The 17,549-nt window shown below is 70.0% G+C and carries 18 protein-coding genes; 11 read left to right on the top strand and 7 right to left on the bottom strand.

Translation table 11 applies throughout. The annotated features are described in order from the left end of the window. The first annotated feature begins 230 nt into the window (after window positions 1–230). Genes ccmA through ccmI form a run of 9 tightly spaced genes read left to right on the top strand, consistent with a single transcriptional unit; the run spans window position 231 to window position 7,024 of the window. Window positions 231–836 (top strand): cytochrome c biogenesis heme-transporting ATPase CcmA, encoded by a 606-nt coding sequence (ccmA, locus tag LXT13_RS00445; RefSeq protein ID WP_233369631.1) that lies wholly within the window; start codon window positions 231–233, stop codon window positions 834–836. Window positions 837–853: 17 nt separating this feature from the next. Then, window positions 854–1,498, top strand: coding sequence for a heme exporter protein CcmB (gene ccmB, locus LXT13_RS00440; RefSeq protein ID WP_233369630.1), 645 nt, complete (start codon window positions 854–856; stop codon window positions 1,496–1,498). A gap of 10 nt (window positions 1,499–1,508) precedes the next feature. Beyond that, window positions 1,509–2,261, top strand: a complete 753-nt coding sequence (gene ccmC / locus LXT13_RS00435; protein WP_233369629.1) for a heme ABC transporter permease CcmC — start codon at window positions 1,509–1,511, stop codon at window positions 2,259–2,261. Beyond that, window positions 2,239–2,424: a heme exporter protein CcmD gene (gene ccmD, locus LXT13_RS00430; protein WP_233369628.1), complete on the top strand. Its 186-nt coding sequence runs from the start codon at window positions 2,239–2,241 to the stop codon at window positions 2,422–2,424. The genes ccmC and ccmD overlap by 23 nt, the downstream gene beginning before the upstream one ends. Further along, the gene (ccmE, locus tag LXT13_RS00425; protein WP_233369627.1) at window positions 2,421–2,855 is read left to right on the top strand and encodes a cytochrome c maturation protein CcmE; all 435 of its coding nucleotides are present in this window, start codon (window positions 2,421–2,423) and stop codon (window positions 2,853–2,855) included. The genes ccmD and ccmE overlap by 4 nt, the downstream gene beginning before the upstream one ends. Next, the gene (locus tag LXT13_RS00420; RefSeq protein WP_233369626.1) at window positions 2,852–4,807 is read left to right on the top strand and encodes a heme lyase CcmF/NrfE family subunit; all 1,956 of its coding nucleotides are present in this window, start codon (window positions 2,852–2,854) and stop codon (window positions 4,805–4,807) included. Before ccmE ends, LXT13_RS00420 begins: the two co-directional genes overlap by 4 nt. Next, window positions 4,804–5,343, top strand: a complete 540-nt coding sequence (locus LXT13_RS00415) for a DsbE family thiol:disulfide interchange protein (protein ID WP_233369625.1) — start codon at window positions 4,804–4,806, stop codon at window positions 5,341–5,343. The genes LXT13_RS00420 and LXT13_RS00415 overlap by 4 nt, the downstream gene beginning before the upstream one ends. After that, window positions 5,340–5,801, top strand: coding sequence for a cytochrome c-type biogenesis protein (locus tag LXT13_RS00410; protein ID WP_233369624.1), 462 nt, complete (start codon window positions 5,340–5,342; stop codon window positions 5,799–5,801). Before LXT13_RS00415 ends, LXT13_RS00410 begins: the two co-directional genes overlap by 4 nt. Continuing rightward, window positions 5,795–7,024: a c-type cytochrome biogenesis protein CcmI gene (gene ccmI, locus LXT13_RS00405; protein ID WP_233369623.1), complete on the top strand. Its 1,230-nt coding sequence runs from the start codon at window positions 5,795–5,797 to the stop codon at window positions 7,022–7,024. The genes LXT13_RS00410 and ccmI overlap by 7 nt, the downstream gene beginning before the upstream one ends. Before the next feature lie 14 nt (window positions 7,025–7,038). Here ccmI and LXT13_RS00400 read toward each other — a convergent pair whose 3' ends face one another. Beyond that, on the bottom strand, window positions 7,039–8,409 hold the full coding sequence (locus tag LXT13_RS00400; protein ID WP_233369622.1) for a short-chain fatty acyl-CoA regulator family protein: 1,371 nt from the start codon (window positions 8,407–8,409) through the stop codon (window positions 7,039–7,041). A 105-nt stretch (window positions 8,410–8,514) separates the two neighbouring features. Here LXT13_RS00400 and LXT13_RS00395 point away from each other — a divergent pair, with 105 nt between their 5' ends. Further along, window positions 8,515–8,958, top strand: coding sequence for an acyl-CoA thioesterase (locus LXT13_RS00395; RefSeq protein WP_233369621.1), 444 nt, complete (start codon window positions 8,515–8,517; stop codon window positions 8,956–8,958). 11 nt (window positions 8,959–8,969) lie between these two features. On the opposite strand, the gene LXT13_RS00390 is transcribed toward LXT13_RS00395, so the two are convergent. The 3 genes from LXT13_RS00390 to LXT13_RS00380 are packed head-to-tail and all read right to left on the bottom strand — an operon-like array spanning window position 8,970 to window position 12,953. Then, the gene (locus LXT13_RS00390; RefSeq protein WP_233369620.1) at window positions 8,970–10,265 is read right to left on the bottom strand and encodes an acetyl-CoA hydrolase/transferase family protein; all 1,296 of its coding nucleotides are present in this window, start codon (window positions 10,263–10,265) and stop codon (window positions 8,970–8,972) included. A 58-nt stretch (window positions 10,266–10,323) separates the two neighbouring features. Continuing rightward, the gene (locus LXT13_RS00385) at window positions 10,324–11,799 is read right to left on the bottom strand and encodes an NAD-dependent succinate-semialdehyde dehydrogenase (RefSeq protein ID WP_233369619.1); all 1,476 of its coding nucleotides are present in this window, start codon (window positions 11,797–11,799) and stop codon (window positions 10,324–10,326) included. Beyond that, a complete protein-coding gene (locus tag LXT13_RS00380; protein WP_233369618.1) occupies window positions 11,799–12,953 on the bottom strand; it encodes an iron-containing alcohol dehydrogenase in 1,155 nt (384 codons plus the stop codon). The genes LXT13_RS00385 and LXT13_RS00380 overlap by 1 nt, the downstream gene beginning before the upstream one ends. A 278-nt stretch (window positions 12,954–13,231) precedes the next feature. Here LXT13_RS00380 and LXT13_RS00375 point away from each other — a divergent pair, with 278 nt between their 5' ends. Continuing rightward, window positions 13,232–14,047: an IclR family transcriptional regulator domain-containing protein gene (locus LXT13_RS00375; RefSeq protein WP_233369617.1), complete on the top strand. Its 816-nt coding sequence runs from the start codon at window positions 13,232–13,234 to the stop codon at window positions 14,045–14,047. Between the two features lie 22 nt (window positions 14,048–14,069). Here LXT13_RS00375 and LXT13_RS00370 read toward each other — a convergent pair whose 3' ends face one another. The 3 genes from LXT13_RS00370 to LXT13_RS00360 all read right to left on the bottom strand — a co-directional run bounded on the left by LXT13_RS00370 (window position 14,070) and on the right by LXT13_RS00360 (window position 17,528). Continuing rightward, the gene (locus LXT13_RS00370; RefSeq protein WP_233369616.1) at window positions 14,070–15,248 is read right to left on the bottom strand and encodes an MmgE/PrpD family protein; all 1,179 of its coding nucleotides are present in this window, start codon (window positions 15,246–15,248) and stop codon (window positions 14,070–14,072) included. A 150-nt stretch (window positions 15,249–15,398) separates the two neighbouring features. Next, window positions 15,399–16,196 (bottom strand): helix-turn-helix domain-containing protein, encoded by a 798-nt coding sequence (locus LXT13_RS00365; protein ID WP_233369615.1) that lies wholly within the window; start codon window positions 16,194–16,196, stop codon window positions 15,399–15,401. A 75-nt stretch (window positions 16,197–16,271) separates the two neighbouring features. Beyond that, complete coding sequence (locus LXT13_RS00360) at window positions 16,272–17,528, bottom strand: MFS transporter (RefSeq protein WP_233369614.1); 1,257 nt, start codon at window positions 17,526–17,528, stop codon at window positions 16,272–16,274. Window positions 17,529–17,549: the final 21 nt, after the last annotated feature.

The following is a 17,549-nucleotide window of genomic DNA, read 5'->3' as shown; positions in this document are numbered from 1 at the left end:
CGAGGCGCGGATGATGGCGGCGGAAAACATGCGGAATCCGCAATTGGTTAGCAAACCGCGAACTCCTTACATCCGGTCGCAGCCTGTTCGTAACGAGGGATTGCCACGTGACAGCAGTTGCTACGGCAGTGGCGTTGGAGCGGGGGCCGCGCCCATACTGCGCCGCTTTGCGTGCGGCCGGCCACCACATTTGGCCTGCTTGATCAATCCCTTCTCACATCGGCCTCTCCATGCTCAGCGTCACCGACCTTGCCTGCTCGCGCGGTGGACGCCCGCTGTTCCGGCCTCTGAACTTCAGCCTCGCACCGGGCCAGTGGATGCAGGTGATGGGCAACAACGGCGCGGGCAAGACGACGCTTCTGCGTACGCTCGTGGGGCTGTCGACACCCGAGCAGGGACGCGTGATGTGGCAGGGCCGGCCACTCGCCGCGCAGCTGCGTGAGTTCCGCCGCGCCAGCTGCTATCTCGGCCATCACGCCGCGGTGAAGGACGAGCTGACGCCCATTGAGAACCTGCAGACTGCCGCCGCGCTGGACGGCCAGGCGGTGAACGAGGCGCAGGCGCGCGACGCGCTGGAAACGTTGGGCCTGGCCGGCTGCGGCCGGCTACCGACGCGTTTCCTGTCGGCCGGTCAGAAGCGCCGAGTGCTGCTGTCGCGCCTGCTGCTGCGGCCCGCCGCGCTGTGGGTACTCGACGAGCCGTTCGCCGCGCTCGACACCACTGGCGCCGACCTGCTGGGCCAGCTGCTGGCGCGTCATCTCGCCGGCGGCGGCATGGCGCTGCTGAGCAGCCACCAGCCGGTGCCGCTGCCGCCGGGCAGCGTGGTGGCGCTGTGAACACGCTGGTCATTTCAATGCGGCGCGACCTGCGGCTGGCCGGGCGCCGCAGCAGCGAGGTCGTGACGTCGCTGGTGTTCTTCATCGTCGTGGCCAGCCTGTTCCCGCTGGGCATCGGGCCCGAACCGCAGCTGCTGCAGCGCATTGGCCCCGGCGTGATCTGGGTGGCCGCGCTGCTGGCCACGCTGCTGGGGCTGCCGCGGCTGTTCGCCGCCGACCATGCCGACGGCGCGCTGGAACAGATGGCACTGTCGCCGCAGCCGCTGGTGCTGCTGGTGGCCGGCAAGGTGCTCGCGCACTGGATGCTGTGCGGCCTGCCGCTGGTGCTACTGGCGCCGCTACTGGGCCTGCAGTTCAGCCTGAACGGTGGCGCGCTGCAGGTGCTGGTGCTGTCGCTGCTGCTGGGCACGCCAGTGCTGAGCCTCATCGGCGCCGTCGGGGCCGCGCTGACGCTGGGTGTGCGCGGCGGCGGCGCGCTGCTGGCGCTGCTGGTGCTCCCGCTGTACGTGCCGACGCTGGTGTTCGGCAGCGGCGCCGTGGAGTCCTGGGCCGCCGGGATGGATGCCTCGCCGCAGCTGTCGCTGCTGGGCGCGCTGCTGATCGCCACGCTCGCATTGATGCCCTGGGCGACGACCGCCGCGCTGCGCATCGCGCTGGAATGAAAGGGCCTCTATGGACCTGAAACGCCCTGCCCCCTGGATGCGCTACGCGTCACCCGCGGCCTTCTACCCGCTGGCCGGGCAGCTGCAGCGCACCTTTGCCACCGCCGCCACGCTGCTGGCGATCGCCGGCCTGTGGATCGGCTTCTTCGTTGCACCGACCGATGCGCAGCAGGGCGAGGGCTACCGCATCATCTTCGTCCACGTGCCGGCGAGCTGGATGTCCATGGTGATTTATGTCGCGATGGCCTTCTGGGCCGGCGTGGGCCTGGTGTTCAACACGCGGCTGTCGGCCCTGATGGCCACCGCGCTGGCGCCCACCGGCGCGATGTTCACGGGGCTGTCGCTGCTGACCGGCTCGCTGTGGGGCAAGCCGATGTGGGGCACTTGGTGGGTGTGGGATGCACGGCTCACGTCCGAGCTGCTGCTGCTGTTCCTCTACCTGGGCTTCATCGCGCTGCAGGCCGCCATCGACGACCCGCGGCGCGCCGACAGGGCCGGCGCGGTGCTGGCACTGGTGGGCGTCGTGAACATCCCCATCATCTATTTCTCGGTGACCTGGTGGAACACCTTGCACCAGGGCGCGTCGGTGTCGATGACCCGCGCGCCGTCGATGGCGCACACGATGCTGGGCGGCATGCTGTTGATGGCGCTGGCCTTCTGGGCCTACGCCATCGCGGTGGCGCTGGCGCGGGTTCGCCACCTGATCCTCGAACGAGAGCGGCATACGGAGTGGGTGCGTGATGCAGTGGCACAGCGTTCGTGAGTTCTGCCTGATGGGCGGCTACGCCTTCTACGTGTGGGGCAGTGTCGGCGCCTGCGCCGTGGCCATGCTGGTGGAGCTCTGGCTGGTCCGCCGGCAGCACCGGGCGCTGCAGCAGTCGCTGCGCGACCAGTTCGACGCCCGGGACGGGGAGGCCCGGCTATGAAGGCCTACCAGAAGCGACTGGCTCTGATCGCGGCCGGCCTGGCGGCGCTGGGTGTCGCGACGGCGCTGGTGCTGAACGCGCTGAACAGCAACGCCGCGTTCTTCTACACGCCCACGCAGGTGGGGGGCGGCGAGGCGCCGCAGGACCGCGCTTTCCGCGTCGGCGGGCTGGTACGCCCCGGCTCGCTGCGGCGCGACCAGTTGACGGCGACCTTCGTCATCACCGACACCGTGCGCGAGGTGCCGGTGGCCTACACCGGCATCCTGCCGGACCTGTTCCAGGAGGGCAAAGGCGCCGTGGCCCAAGGCCGCCTTGATGACCAGGGCCGCTTCATCGCTACCAGCGTGCTGGCCAAGCACGACGAGAACTACATGCCGCCTGAGGCCAAGCACGCGGTCGAGCAGGCCGAGAAGACGCGACCGCGACCATGACACCTGAGCTCGGCCATCTGGCGCTTATCCTGGCTACCCTCGTGGCCGCCGTTCAGGGTACCCTGCCGCTGGTCGGTGCGCACCGCGGGCAGGCCGGCTGGATCGCGCTGGCCCGCCCCGCGGCGCAAACCCAGTTCGCGCTGGTGCTGTTCGCCTTCGCCTGCCTGATGCAGGCGTTCGTGGCCAACGACTTCTCGGTGCTCTATGTCGCCGAGCACTCCAACGCGCAGCTGCCCACCGCCTACCGCGCCGCGGCCGTGTGGGGCGGGCACGAGGGCTCGCTGCTGCTGTGGCAGCTGATGCTGAGCGGGTGGACCTGCGCCGTCAGCCTGCTGTCGCGCCAGTTGCCTGAGGCCATGGTGGCCCGCGTCATCGGCGTGCTTGGCCTGGTGGCGGTGGGGCTGCTGGCCTTCCTGCTGCTCACGTCCAACCCCTTCGAGCGCTTGCTGCCAGCCGCGCCGCAGGGGCAGGACCTGAACCCGCTGCTGCAGGACCCCGGCCTCGTTATCCACCCGCCGATGCTCTACATGGGCTACGTGGGCTTCTCGGTGGCGTTCGCATTCGCGATCGCCGCGCTGCTGGCCGGCCGGCTCGACGCCGCCTGGGCGCGCTGGTCACGCCCATGGACCAACGCGGCCTGGGTATTCCTGACACTGGGCATCGCGCTGGGCTCCTACTGGGCCTACTACGAGCTGGGCTGGGGCGGCTGGTGGTTCTGGGACCCGGTCGAGAACGCCTCCTTCATGCCCTGGCTGGCCGGCACGGCGCTGATCCACTCGCTGGCCGTCACGGAGAAGCGCGGCAGCTTCAGGAACTGGACGGTGCTGCTGGCCATCGCCGCGTTCTCGCTGTCGCTGATGGGCACCTTCCTGGTCCGCTCGGGGGTGCTCACCTCGGTGCATGCGTTCGCCAGCGACCCGCGACGCGGCCTCTTCATCCTGGCCTTCCTGACCGTCGTGGTGGGCAGCTCGCTGACGCTGTTCGCATGGCGTGCCCCGCGGGTGGGCATGGGCGGAGGCTTCGAGCTGCTGTCTCGCGAGACGCTGCTACTCGTCAACAACGTGCTGCTTGTCGTGGCCTGCGGCACCGTGCTGCTGGGCACGCTTTACCCGCTCATCATCGACGCGCTGAATCTGGGCAAGCTCTCTGTGGGGCCGCCCTACTTCAACGCAGTCTTCGTGCCGGTCATGGTGCCGCTGCTGGTGCTGCTGGGCATCGGCCCGCTGGCCCGCTGGAAGCAGGCCGACGCCCGGGAACTGGCGCGGCGCCTGCGCGTCGCCGCCGTGCTGGCCGTCGGCGCCGCTGCTGCCGTGCCGTTGTTGGCCGGCCGCTGGACGCCGGGTGTAGCGATGGCGTTGCTGCTGGCCGTATGGGTGGCCGCCAGCAGCCTGTGCCAGGTGCGCGAGCGGCTGGCCTCCGGCTGGCCGCCGCGCAGCTTCTGGGGCATGCAGCTGGCCCACATGGGCGTGGCGGTGTTCGTCGCCGGCGTCGGTCTGGTCAAGGGCTACGAGCAGGAGAAGGACGTGCGCATGGCCGTCGGCGACACGGTGGCCATCGGCGGCTACCAGGTCGAGTTCCAGGGCATGCGCGAGCTGCCCGGCCCCAACTACACGGCCCGGCAGGGAGTGTTCTCGATCTCCCGGGACGGCCACCGGCCGCGCGAGCTGCGGCCCGAGAAGCGCCGCTACCACGCGTCGCAGGCCGTGATGACCGAGACCGCCATCGACAGCGGCTTCACGCACGACCTCTACCTGTCGCTGGGCGAGCCGCTGGCCTCGCAGGGGCTCACGGCCGACTGGAGCGTGCGCGTCTACTACAAGCCCTTCGTGACGTGGATCTGGTTCGGCTGCCTGCTGATGGCGCTGGGCGGCGCTATCGCCGCCGCCGACCGGCGCTTCCGCCTGAAGGCCCGCCGCACCGCACCCGCAGCGGCGACCGGAGCCCCGGCATGAACCGCTTCTTCCTTGTCCCGCTGGGCGTGTTCCTGGTGCTGGCCGGGTTTCTGGGCCTGGGCCTGCTGCGCGACCCGCACGAGCTGCCATCGCCGCTGATCGGCAAGCCGGCCCCGGCGTTCTCGCTGCCCACGCTGGGCGCACCGGGCAAGGGCGACGGCCCGGCCTTCGGCCCGCATGAACTGCGCGGCCGCGTCTGGGTTCTGAACGTGTGGGCCTCCTGGTGCGCCACTTGCCGCGAGGAACACCCGGTACTGCTCGAACTGGCCCAGCGCGGCATCGTGCCGCTAGTTGGTCTGGACTACAAGGACCAACCGAACGAAGCCCACGGTCGGCTCACCCGCTTCGGCAACCCCTACACGCTGTTGGCGCTGGACGCCGACGGCCGAGTGGGCATCGACTACGGCGTCTACGGCGTGCCCGAAACCTATGTCATCGACAAGGCCGGCGTCATCCGCTTCAAGCACATCGGCGCCTTGACGCCCGAGGTGCTCAACACCAAGCTGCTGCCACTGATCCAGGAGCTGCAACGATGAGCAGGCTGCTCGCCGCGCTACTGTGCCTGGCCCTGACCGCTACCGTGCACGCCGATGTCGCGAGGCCGTTGGCCGAGGACCCGGTCGTCGAAGCGCGGCTGCTGCAGATCGCCCAGGAGGTGCGCTGCCTGGTGTGCCAGAACGAATCGCTGGCGGCGTCGCAGGCCGACCTCGCGAACGACCTGCGCCGCGAGATCCGCGCGCAGATCCGCCAGGGCAAGACAGACGCGCAGATAATGGAATTCCTCGTCAGCCGCTACGGCAACTTCGTGCGCTACCGCCCGCCGTTCAACACGACGACGCTGCTGCTGTGGCTGGGACCCTTCGTCGCGATGTTGGCCGGCGTGTGCGCGCTGCTGGTGATGTTGCACAGGCGTCATGTCGTGCCCCCCGCAGCACTGACGGACGAGGAACGACGCCGCGCCGCAGCGCTGCTGAACGGAGGCGACCGATGCTGACGTTCCTGCTCGAGGCGGGACTGCTGGTCGCGCTGACCCTTCTGATGCTGCTCCGCCCCTGGAAGCGAGCCGCCGCTGCCCGCGTCGGCGTCGATGCGCGCGACCTCACCGTCCGTCTCTATCGTGACCAGCTCGCCGAGCTCGACAGCGACCTGGCCGCCGGCACGCTGCGCGACGAGGACCACGCCACCGCCAGCGCCGAGCTGCAGCGCCGCCTGCTAGAAGACGCCGATGGCCTGGCCACTCCGGCAGACGCCCGCCCGGCGGGGCGCACGCCCTGGGTGCTGGCAGCTGCGCTGCCGCTGCTCGCCGCCTCGCTGTACGCGGGGCTGGGTACGCCCGCGGCCCTGTCACCTCCAGCGGCACCCAACACAAAGGCCACGTCCGCTGGCGCCGCTGCAAGCCCCGCTCAGGTGGACCGGATGCTCGCCGAGCTGGCCGCCCGTGCCGAGAAGGACCCGGGCAACAGCCGCAACTGGATCGTGCTCGCGCGGTCCTTCCGCCTGCTGGGCCGGCTTCCTGACTCGGCCCGCGCGTTCGGCCGGGTGGTGCCGGCCGAGCTAGACGCCTCCCCCGCGCTGCTCGTGGAGTACGCAGACGTGCTGGGTGCACTGGCCAACGGCAACCTGGAGGGCCGGCCGCTGCGGCTGGTGAACCAGGCGCTGGCCATCGACTCCAATCACGTGCCGGCACTGTCGTTGTTCGCCACAGCCGCGCTGAGCCGCGGCGACCGCGAGCTAGCCATCAGCACCTGGGAGCGAGCGCTGGCGCTGGCGCCCGCGGGCTCCGAGGACGCGAAGTGGCTGGCCCAGGTGCTGGCCGACGCTCGCACCAACGCCAGCGCCACCGCAGCGTCGACGACGGCGGCCGCTCCGCTCGCGCCCACGGCCATCACCGGCCAGATCCGCGTGGACACTGCGCTGGCCGCGCAGGTCCGCCCGGAAGACACGTTGTTCGTCTATGCCCGCCCCGTCGACGGCCGCCTGCCGCTGGCCGTGCTGCGCACACGAGCCGGTATGCTGCCGCTGGCCTTCACGCTCGACGACAGCCTGGCCATGAGCCCCACCGCCCGGCTCTCGGACGCCGCACGGGTGCGGGTGGACGCCCGCATCTCGCGCAGCGGCAACGCCATGCCGGCGCCCGGCGACCTCGTCGCCGAAGGCCAGGTGGTGGCCACAGGCGCACGCGGCTTGGTGCTATTCATCGACCGGGTGCAGCCCTGAGCCGCACGCCTGCCTCACCCAAGCGCTCGGTGCGGGGCCACGTGTTCATGCACGTCGACGCGCCGGCCCGGCACCGGGAACGCGCGCTGGGGACATCCCTCGCGCGCGCACGACCGGCAGCCGGGGCCAATGGGGGTCGCCGGTGCGGCATCGCCGAGGTCCAAGCCTTGCGAGTAAACGAGCTGCGTCGCATGCCGCAGCTCGCAGCCCAGTCCGATCGAAAACTGACGCATCGGTGAGCCATGGCCGCCGGTCGTGCGCGGCTCGCAATGGGCGAACCACAGGTAGCGGCGGCCGTCGGGCATCTGCGCAATCTGCGTGACGACGCGCCCCGGCTGGGCAAAGGCGTCGTAGACGTTCCACAGCGGGCAGCTGCCGCCGCAGCGCGGGAAGGTGAAGCTCGTCGCCGACTGGCGCTTGGAGATGTGGCCAGCCCGGTCCACGCGGACGAAGACGAATGGCACGCCGCGCGCCTCTCGGCGCTGCAGCGTCGACAGCCTGTGGCACACCGTCTCGACACTGACGCCGAAGCGGCGCGCCAGAAGCACGACATCGTGGCGGAGTTGCTGCGCCGCCGCGAGAAAGCGGCCATAGGGCAGCAACAGCGCGCCGGCGAAATAGCTCGCCAAGCCGGTACCGGCCAGGCGTGCTGCCTCCGCGCTGAAGCCACCGGACGCTACAAGGCGGTCGATCATGCCGCCAGCTTCCAGAGCAGCCAGCTGCGTCGCCAGCTGGAAGGCGTGCTGGCCCGGCCCCAGCGCATCCGGCAGGAACAGCAGCCGCTGCTCCGGCTCGAAGCGGCGCGCCGCCTCGCCCGGCAGCGTGCGCACCTGCACCTGGTGCACCCCGAGCAGATGGGCTTCGAGCTGAGGCGCCAGCAGCGCTGCGCTGTCGGTGCTGCCCAGCCGCGCCGACAGCCGCTCGGCGGCCCGGTCCAGCTCGTCGATGTGGTTTTGGCGGGCTTGAAAGAAGTCGCGCACCTCGTCCTGCGGCTCGGGCCCGGCGACGCCCAGGTGAGCCAGGCGCTGCTCGGCATAGACCGCGCGCCGATGCAGCCCGAGCAGCAACTGCGACGCCGCGGGCATCTGCTGCGCGAGCGCCAGAAGTTCCGCCTGCGGGACGCCGCCCAGCTGCGTGGACTCGGCGGCCACCTCGCGCAGCTGGGCGAGCTGGAGCGCTTCGACGTCCTCGGAGAAGAATTGCAGGTCCACGCCGAGCGCCGACTGCAGCCGCAGCAGCACCTGCACGCTCAGCGGTCGCTCGTTGTTCTCCAGTTGGTTGACATAGCTGGGCGACAACTGCAGCACTCGGGCCAGCCCCGCCTGTGTCATGCCGTTCTGCTCACGCAGCACCCTGAGCTTCACGCCGAAGAACGTCTTACGCATTGGGTCCAGGCTTCGCAAACATTGCGGATCGGGGCTTCTTCATTCGCAAGTGCACGCCACTTCAGCCGTTGAGTCGGTGGTCACAACCTGCAACGATGGCCGGTGATGAAAACACCTCCCGCCTCGATGGACTGGATCCAGCAGTTGACCGCTCCTCCGCTCGACACGCTGTATCGCACCGAGCTGATCCTGCCGCAGCAGGCCAACCCCTACGGCACGCTGTTCGCGCCCGAGGCGCTGGCGCTGCTGGGCCGCACGGCCTACCTCGCCGCGCGGCAGTTCAGCGGCCAGGCTGTCGTCATGGCGGCGGCACAGGAGATCAAGTTCCTGAAACCCGTGGTCGTCGGTGCGCTGCTTCATGTGCATGCGCGCGTCGTCCGGGTGGGACGCAGTTCAATGACGATCGAGGTGCACGCTGCGCTGGACGCCGCGCCCGGCACCGGGCGGCCCGACGCGCTGCGCGGCAGCTTCGAGATGGTGGCGGTGGATGCGGCAGGCCGCCCCGTGGCGATCCGCGCTGAAGCAAACCTCACGGCGCCCGTCTGCTGAACGCCCGGCCGCTACAGCAACTTCAGTCGCTGAGCCTGCTCCTGCAATTGCGCGCGGAAGTCCGGGTGGGCGATGCCAATCAGCGCGCGGGCCCGTTCGCGCATGGACTTGCCGCGCAGCTGCGCGACGCCGAACTCGGTCACAACGTAGTTCACGTCGTTCTTGCTCGTCGACACCAGCGTGCCAGGATCCAGCGTCGGCACGATGCGCGACACGCGGCCGTCCTTGGCCGTGGACGGCAGCACGATGAAGGACTGGCCGCCGCGCGACCGGTTGGCCGCGCGCACGAAATCCGACTGCCCACCCGTGCCTGAGTAAGGCGTCAGCCCCAGCGACTCCGAGCCGCATTGGCCAAACAGGTCGACCTGCAGCGTCGCATTGATCGACACCAGCCTGTCGTTCTGGCCCGCAAGATAGGGGTCGTTCGTGAAGTCGGCTGGGTGCACCTCGAAGGCCGGGTTGCGGTGCACGTAGCGGTAGAGCCTCGCCGAGCCCAGCACGAAGGTGGCGACCGCCTTGCCCGGAAGGTAGTTGCGGCGACGGTGGGTGACTGCCCCGCATTCGATGAGCGACAGCAGCCCGTCGCCCATCATCTCGGAATGGATGCCCAGGTCGCGCTTGTGGCGCAGCTGCATCACGACTGCGTCGGGGATGCTGCCGTAGCCGATCTGCAGCGTCGAGCCGTCCTCGATCATCTCGGCGACGTGGGAGCCGATGGCCTCCGGGATGGGGCCGATGCTCGGCGCTCCAACCTCGCGTATCGGCACCTCCGTCTCGACGAGGGCTGTGAGCTGTGAGATGTGCACATGGCAGTTGCCGTTGGCGAACGGCGCGTTCGCATTGACCTCCAGCACGACGGCGCGGGCACGTTCGACGGCGGCCATCGTGTAGTCGGCGCCCAGCGACAGCGAGAAGAAGCCGTGCTCGTCCATTGGCGAGGCCACACTGAAGACGACGTCCGCGGGCGTGAGGCCGCGCCGGATCATCTGCGGCAGCTCGGAGAAATGGCAGGCCAACGTGTCGACCCAGCCCTGCTGCGCCCCGGGGCGCGACGCCGGGCCGAGAAAGTAGCCGACGGGCCGGATGTGCTCGGCGGTCGCCGGGTCGAAGTAGTCGAAGGCGTCCAGCGGCAGGATCTGCCCTACGCGCACGCCGCGCAGTTCGCGGCGGCGCTCAGACAGCGCGGTCAGCAAGCCCGGCGGCTCGCCAGCGCCGGTCGGCACGATGACGGTGTCGCCATCGCGCACCTCGGCTGCGGCATCGGCGGCGCTGCGGCGCTTCTGGCGGTATTGCTGTTGAAACGACATCGTGGTGTCCTTGTCTCCTGGGGTGGGGTCGTGCGCTGCGACCGGCCGGTGCTGCGGGCTAGCGGATGCCGCTCATGCAGACGTACTTGACCTCCACGTACTCCTCAATGCCCAGCGCCGATCCCTCGCGGCCGAGGCCCGACTGCTTGACGCCACCGAAGGGCACATGCTCCGTCGCGATGATGCCGGCGTTGACGCCCACCATGCCGCACTGCAGGGCCTCGGCGACGCGGAAGCAGCGACCCAGCCCCGTGCTGTAGAAGTAAGCCGCGAGGCCGAACTCGGTGCCGTTGGCCAGGTCGATGGCCTCCTGCTCGGTATGGAAGCGGAACACGGGCGCCAGCGGGCCAAAGGTCTCCTCACGCGCACACAGCATATGCGCGGTCGCGTCGGCCAGCACGGTCGGCGCATAAAACTGCCCGTGCAGCCGCCTGCCGCCGGTCAGCAGTCGCGCCCCCAGCGCCAGCGCGTCGTCCACATGCTTCTCGACCTTGTCCAGCGCGGCCGGGTCGATCAGCGGGCCTTGCACGCTGTCAGGCTCGAAGCCGTTGCCGACCTTCAACGCCGCCACGCGCGCCGCGAACTTCTCCAGGAAGCGGTCGTAGACCCCGTCCTGCACGTAGAGGCGGTTGGCGCAGACACAGGTCTGGCCGGCGTTTCGGAACTTGCTGGCGATGGCGCCTTCGACGGCGGCATCCAGGTCGGCATCGTCGAAGACGATGAAGGGCGCATTGCCGCCCAGCTCCAACGCAAGCTTCTTGATCGTCGGCGCGCTCTGCGCCATCAGCAGGCGACCCACCTCGGTGCTACCGGTGAAGCTGATGTGACGCACCAGCTCGCTGGCGCAGAAGTGCTTGCCGACGTCGATGCTGCCGGCGCCGTCCGCCGTCACGAGGTTCAGCACGCCGTCGGGCACGCCGGCGCGCCGCGCCAGCTCGGCCACCGCCAGCGCCGTCAGCGGCGTCTGTTCCGCGGGCTTGAGCACCACCGTGCACCCGGCCGCCAGCGCCGGCGCAACCTTGCGGGTAATCATGGCCAGCGGGAAGTTCCACGGCGTGATGGCCGCGCAGACGCCGATCGGCTGGCGCAGCACCATCAGCCGACGCGCGTTGTCGAAGGATGGCAGCACCTCGCCATTGACGCGCTTGGCCTGCTCGGCAAACCACTCGACGAAGCTGGCGCCGTAGGTCACCTCGCCCCGCGCCTCGGCGAGGGGCTTGCCCTGCTCGGCGGTGATGAGCCGCGCCAGATCCTCACGGTGCTCGGTCAGCAGCTGGTACCAGCGCAGCAGGATGGCGTGGCGCTGCTTGGCCGTCGTGTCGCGCCAGGCCGGCCCCGCGCGGTGCGCCGCCTGCACGGCCGCCTCGGCACCGGCCGCGCCGAGATTGGCCACCTGCGCCAGCTCACGGCCCGTGGCGGGGTCGCGCACTGCAAAGCGCCCCGGCGCGTCCACCCAGTGACCGTCGATGAGGGATTGGGTCTTCAGCAGGCCGGCATCGACCAGCAAGGCCAGGGGAGACGTAGGCATGTCCATCAATAAGCACTCCGGTAGATGGCCAGCGCATCGGCCTCGCCGACCTCGCGCGGGTTGTTGACGAGCAGCCGCGTCTGCAGCATGGCGTCGGCGGCGAGCTGCGGCAGCGCATCGGCCGGGATGCCGTGATCGCGCAAGCGCAGCGGCAAGCCCGTGGCCGCCACCAGCGCCTCCAGATGCCGGATGAATGCCTGCACCTTTGTGGCGGCATCACCGGTCACCGCCGGCAGCAGCGCCTCGGCCAGGCCCACATAAGCCTCGGGCGAGGTCTCGGCGTTGAAGCGCAGCACCGGCGCCAGCACCAGCGCGTTGCTGAGGCCGTGCGGCAGGTGGAAGCGACCGCCCAGCGGGTAGGCCAGCGCATGGACTGCGGCCACGGGCGCGTTCGCGAAGGCCTGGCCTGCCAGCAACGCGCCAAGCAGCAAAGCCTCACGCGCGGCCAGGTCCTGGCCGTGCTCGCAGGCGCGCAGCAGGTGGCTGCTGAGCAGCCGCAACGCCTGCAGCGCGAGCTGGTCGGACAGCGGGTTCTTCAGCCGCCGGCTCGTGAACGCCTCAATGGCATGCACCATCGCATCAACGCCGGTGGCCGCGGTGATGGCCGGCGGCAGGCCGGTCGTCAGCGCCGCGTCCAGCACCGCCATGTCAGCGTAGAGCTGGCGCGAGACGATGCCACTCTTTGTCGTCGCACCGGTCGTCACGATGGCGATCGGCGTGACCTCAGAGCCGGTGCCGGCCGTCGTGGGCACCTGCACCAGTGGCAGCCGCTCGCCCTGCACCTGGCCGATGCCATACATCTGCGCCAGCGGCTGCTCGCTCGCCACGAGCACGGCAACAAGCTTGGCCACGTCCATCGACGAGCCGCCGCCCAGGCCCAGCACCAGTTGCGCGCCGAATGCGCGGGCGCGCTCGCTCGCGGCCTGGACGACATGGTCAGGCGGGTCCGGCTGCACGTCATCGATGACCAAAAGCTCGAACCCGGCGGCGACCAGACTTTGCAGCGCTGGCCCGAGCAGGCCGCTGCGGTGCAGGAAGGCGTCGGTCACGACACACAGGCGGCGCGGCGACCAGCGCTCGGCGAGGACTTCGCCAAGCCGCGCGCTGACGCCGCACTCGATCACCAGGTGCGGCACGGTCTGAAAGGAATAGGCGGTCACGGCGGGCAGGGCTCGGCAATGAAGGGCGTACCAGTCTGCCGCGCGCACCTGTGCGCCGCCAATGCAGTCACCGCACTCTCCGCACAGCGGAACCGTCGGCGGCGAAAGATTTCAAGCGCATCTGCGGCGCTGCCCGCAATGCGGGCAGTCGTTTCGAACCGGGGGTTTCAGCGTAGTCAACGGCATGCCGCTTGCGACACATTGGGGGCGTCCCGGGCCTGCGCCGGGGCGGTGTCCGTCTCGCGTCAGTCGCACCAAACCAGCATTACAGGTGTCCCATGGAAAGAAGCGTTCCGATCCGTTCCGTCAGTCGCAGCATCGCCGTCCTGCAGGCCATCAACCGCGGGGAATGGCTCACGGTCATGGAGATCTCCAAGGCGGTAGGCCTGCCCTACCCGACCACGTTCCGCATCATCCAGACGCTGATGCATGAAGGCCTCGTCACCTGCGAGGCCAGCTGCAAGCGCTACCGCGTGACTGCGCTTGTGCAGTCGCTGGCGCTGGGCTATGCCGATGGCGGCAGCCTCATCGAAGCCGCCCGGCCGCACCTGGTGGCCCTGACGCAGCAGCACGCCTGGCCGGTCTCGCTGACGACCCACGTAGGCCGCAGCATGATCGTGCGCGACTCCACGCACACGATCAGCTCGCTGACCTTCTGCAACTACGCGCCGGGCTACAGCCTGCCGTTGCTGGAATGCGCGTCGGGCCATGCCTTCCTGGCCCACATCGGCAACGAGGAGCGGCTGGGTCTGCTGGCCGGCCTGGAGGCCTATGAGCGGCGCACGCCGCTGCTGGACATGTTCAAGTCAGAGCGGCTAGTGCAGATGATCCGCGACAACGGCTATGCGACCTGGGAGCGCAATCCGCACACGCAGTTCCCCGGCAAGACCTCGTCGATCGCCGTGCCGGTGATGGACAACGGCGAGGTGGTGGCGACGCTGACGCTCGTGTTCTTCGCGTCGGCGCTGCCGATGGCCGAGGCCGTGCGCCGCTACGCCGACGACCTGAAGGCCGCAGCGCGCGACATCTCGGCCAAGCTGGCCCAACGCACCGGCGACCATCCGGCCCACGTCGAGGCGCTGGCCACCTGCTGAGCCCGACGCGCCGGCCGAGCCTTCAGGCGGGCCGGCGCAACAGGGCCAGCAAGCCGCCCACGTCGGCCGACCGGTCCAGCCCCCACAAGGCCTGCAGGATCTCGCCCGAGCGACGCGGCAACACAACGTCGTCCGCAGCACTGCGAAACAGCTCGCAGAGCTGCGAATCACACAACGGATGGGCCGGTGACCCGAGGAAGAAGTCGATCTCCACCGCCTCCTGCCCACCGTCGTCGAACCATGCTTCGAGCCGGGAGGCGTGAACACCGGGCAGCCGGTCGTCACGCCACAGATGGATGGTGTCGCGCAGGCGCCGGGTCGTCGGATGTTCGCGGCAAGCCGCCAGTCGTTCGTCGGCCGTGAATTGGCCCATCAGCCAGGCGGTGGCAACGCTGTCAAGCAACAACTCATCGCGCTGCGGCGCTTTCGAGCTGCCGGGCCAGACGGCCAGCCGCAGGCGCTGCAGCGAGCGCCCGCCGGCCTGCGCCCGCAACGCCAGTGCGGCCTCCACCGGCGCGAGCGCCGCCACCGGCAGCGGCCGGCAATGCAGCGCGATCTCGTGCACTCGCCGGAAGTCATCCAGGTCCGCAAGCGCCGCCCCCGCCTGCGGCGCATCACCCGCCGCCTGCGGCCAGGCCGCGCACATCGGCGCCAGCGCCGCGGATGTCGCCGCGCGAGTCAGCCCCAGCAGCGTGCATCGCGAGGCTGCGGCACCAAGATCGCGCGCCACTGACGCGACGTGGGGCGCTGGCGTCAGGTCTCGCGCGGCGAGCGCGACCTCGACGCCCACGAGCAAGGCCGTCAACACGCGCGCCCCGCCATGCCGGCCGATCTCGCCCAGCGCCAGCAGGTCCGGCAGCAACGCCGCCGTGATGCTGGTCTGGCTCGGCAGATGGGTGTCGCCATAGTCGAGCTGTTCGAGCAGCTGGCCGTGTAGCAGCGCCGCGCGCGCACGCGGGACGCGAAGACCCGACCACCACAGGGCCACGCCGGTGCCCGGCCCGGCGACGCCCGCGGCCAGCGCGGCTTGCGCCAGCAGCTGCAGGCCCGCCGGCTGGCGGCTAGCCTCGGCCGAGGCTTTCAGCTGGTTCAGCAGCAGGCGCTTGGCCTGGTGCAGCACCATCTCGTGCGGCTGCGCCTGCTGCCAGGCACAGACGAAGTCAGTCAGCCGTTCGGCGACGAAGGTGGGATACGTCGTCACGGCGGTGCGGCCCGCGTTGGACCGGGCCGGGCCGCGCCGGCGCGCGCGCTCCTGGATGAGGACATCGGTTTCGCTCCCTGCGATTGGCGTTCTGCTGCGCGCAGCCTAGACCGCGAAACGCCGATCAGGAAGAGCGGCCCGCGCCGCTGTTCACACCCCGAATTGCCCGGGCGCGGCGGCCGCCTGGGCTGGATGCCGCTCGGCGATATCGCGGGCCAGCTTCTGCAGCCGCGGCGCGTAGACCTCGCGGAGTTTGTCCTTGTTGCGCAGCGTGGACTTGATGTAGCGCATGACGATGCCACCCACCGGCCGCCCGGCCAGCAGCAGCGGCACGCCGAGGTTGCCCTCGCGGTAGTGGTCGAACTCGAGGTGGCAGTAGCCGTTCAAGCGGGCGTCGTCGATGAGCTGCTGGATCTGCGGCCGGTCGAAATGCACCGCGCGCCGCAGCTCGTCGCGTTCCAGCGTCGTGTTGACGATGGACTCGCGCTCGGCAGGCTGGCAATGCGCCAGATAGCAGTAGCCGCAGGTGGACAGCAGGATGGGCAGCGACGCGCCTACGCCGTAGCGGATCAGCGCCAGCGGCGAGTCGTGGTCGGTGTTCAGCCGCACGACCATCTCGGTGTCGCGCGGCGTGCTCAACGCGATCGCCCAGCCCAGCTCGCGCTGCGCCTCGGCCAGCAACGGGCGGGCGATCTCGATGAGCAGCTCCTCGTCCCGGAACCCCGCCGCGAGATGACGCACGAGGCTGGTCAGCCGGTAGATGTCGCTGTTGGGCAGCTTGTCCACATAGCCGGCAGAGGCCAGTGTCTGCAGCAGCCGGTAGGAGGTCGCTCGCGGCACGCCGATGCCCTGGGCCACCTGGGTAGCGGTCACGTCGCCATGCTGGTTCATGAACGTGATGGCGCGCAAGGCCTTCTTCAACGACTTGATCTCGTCACGCTCCGCCATGACCCGCGCCTCTCACACCCACCCTCGCCGCTCCCAGCCAAAGCGGCAGTTTAGGGGTGGGCCGCAACCGCCCCGTCAGCGCGCCGGCCAGGCCTTCGGATAGCGCCCCAGTCCCAGCAACAGCAGCGGGCCGAGCACCAGCAGCACCGCGGCGATCAGCAATGCGTCGTGATAGCTGCCGTTGCGGTCGAAGATCATCGCAAAGCCCACGGGGCCGGCGCCGGCAGCCACCGAGAAGTTGGCCCATTGCCACGCATAGATCTGGCCGAAGTTGCGCGTGCCGAAGTAGCGCAGGCACAGGTAGGCGATCAGGTCGAACTCCGCACCGGCCGCCAGGCCGATCATGACGACGGCCGGCCCCGGCCACTGCTGCTGGGCCAGCAGCAGGCAGGCCAGAGTGGGCGGCATTAGCAGCAGCAGCGCGACGGCCGGACCCCAGAAACGGTCCAGCAGCCAGCCCGCCAGCAGGCGGCCGAACATCACGTTGATGCCCAGCAGACTGGCATAGCCGGCCGCCTCGGTCATGCTCAAGCCCGCGTCGGTCAGCATCGGCACGAGGTTGGGGATGAGGCCGGCCACGACGGCGCAGATGATCCAGAAGGCAACGATCAGCAGCCAGAACTGCCGCGTGCGCAGCGCCTGACCCACGCTCAGGCCCTCGCCTTCCCCCGCAGCGACGCCCGGCTCGGCACGCGGCTTCTCGCGGAACAGCCACCACACCACCGGCATCGCGAACAGCACGATGGCCAGCGCCACGACCACGTAGCCGGCGCGCCAGCCATGGGAGGTAACGATCTGGTTCATCAGCGGCGGCGCCACCAACGCCGTCACACCCGTGCCGCTGAGTGCTATGCCCAGCGCCATGCCGCGACGCTTGTCGAACCAGGCACCGATGCCGCGGGACCAGGTCAGCGGCGTCGTGCCGATGCCCAGCACGGCGAACAGGAACCAGTTGGCCTGCCACAGGACCGTGGAGCCGGTCTGGCAGGCCAGGCCCAAAAAGCCCAGCGCCAGGCCCGCCTGGCTGAACAGCGCGACGCGCCGCACGCCGAAACGGTCGATCGCCCAGCCGGCCAGCCAGGCGCTGCAGATGACGCCCAGCATCGAGAACGTGAAGCCGCTCTGGATCACCGAGCGCGACCAGCCGAAGGTCTGGGCCAGGGGCTTGGCGAAGATACCCAGCGTGTAGAACGGCAGCGCCGTCAGCCCCATCGCGACGCCCACCCAGGCCGCCAGCACCACCTGCCAGGCCTTGTCGCGGCGGAACTCGCTGACCTCCGCCGACACGGCGGAGCTCGGCACGGTGGACGGCGCGGAAGGGATGCTGCTCATGATGACCAGTTGGGCTGTCGG

This window comes from Pelomonas cellulosilytica (assembly GCF_021353265.1).
Taxonomy (GTDB): domain Bacteria; phylum Pseudomonadota; class Gammaproteobacteria; order Burkholderiales; family Burkholderiaceae_C; genus Pelomonas; species Pelomonas cellulosilytica.
Note: the sequence above shows the minus strand (reverse complement) of the source record. Positions and strands in the feature narration are given on the sequence as shown.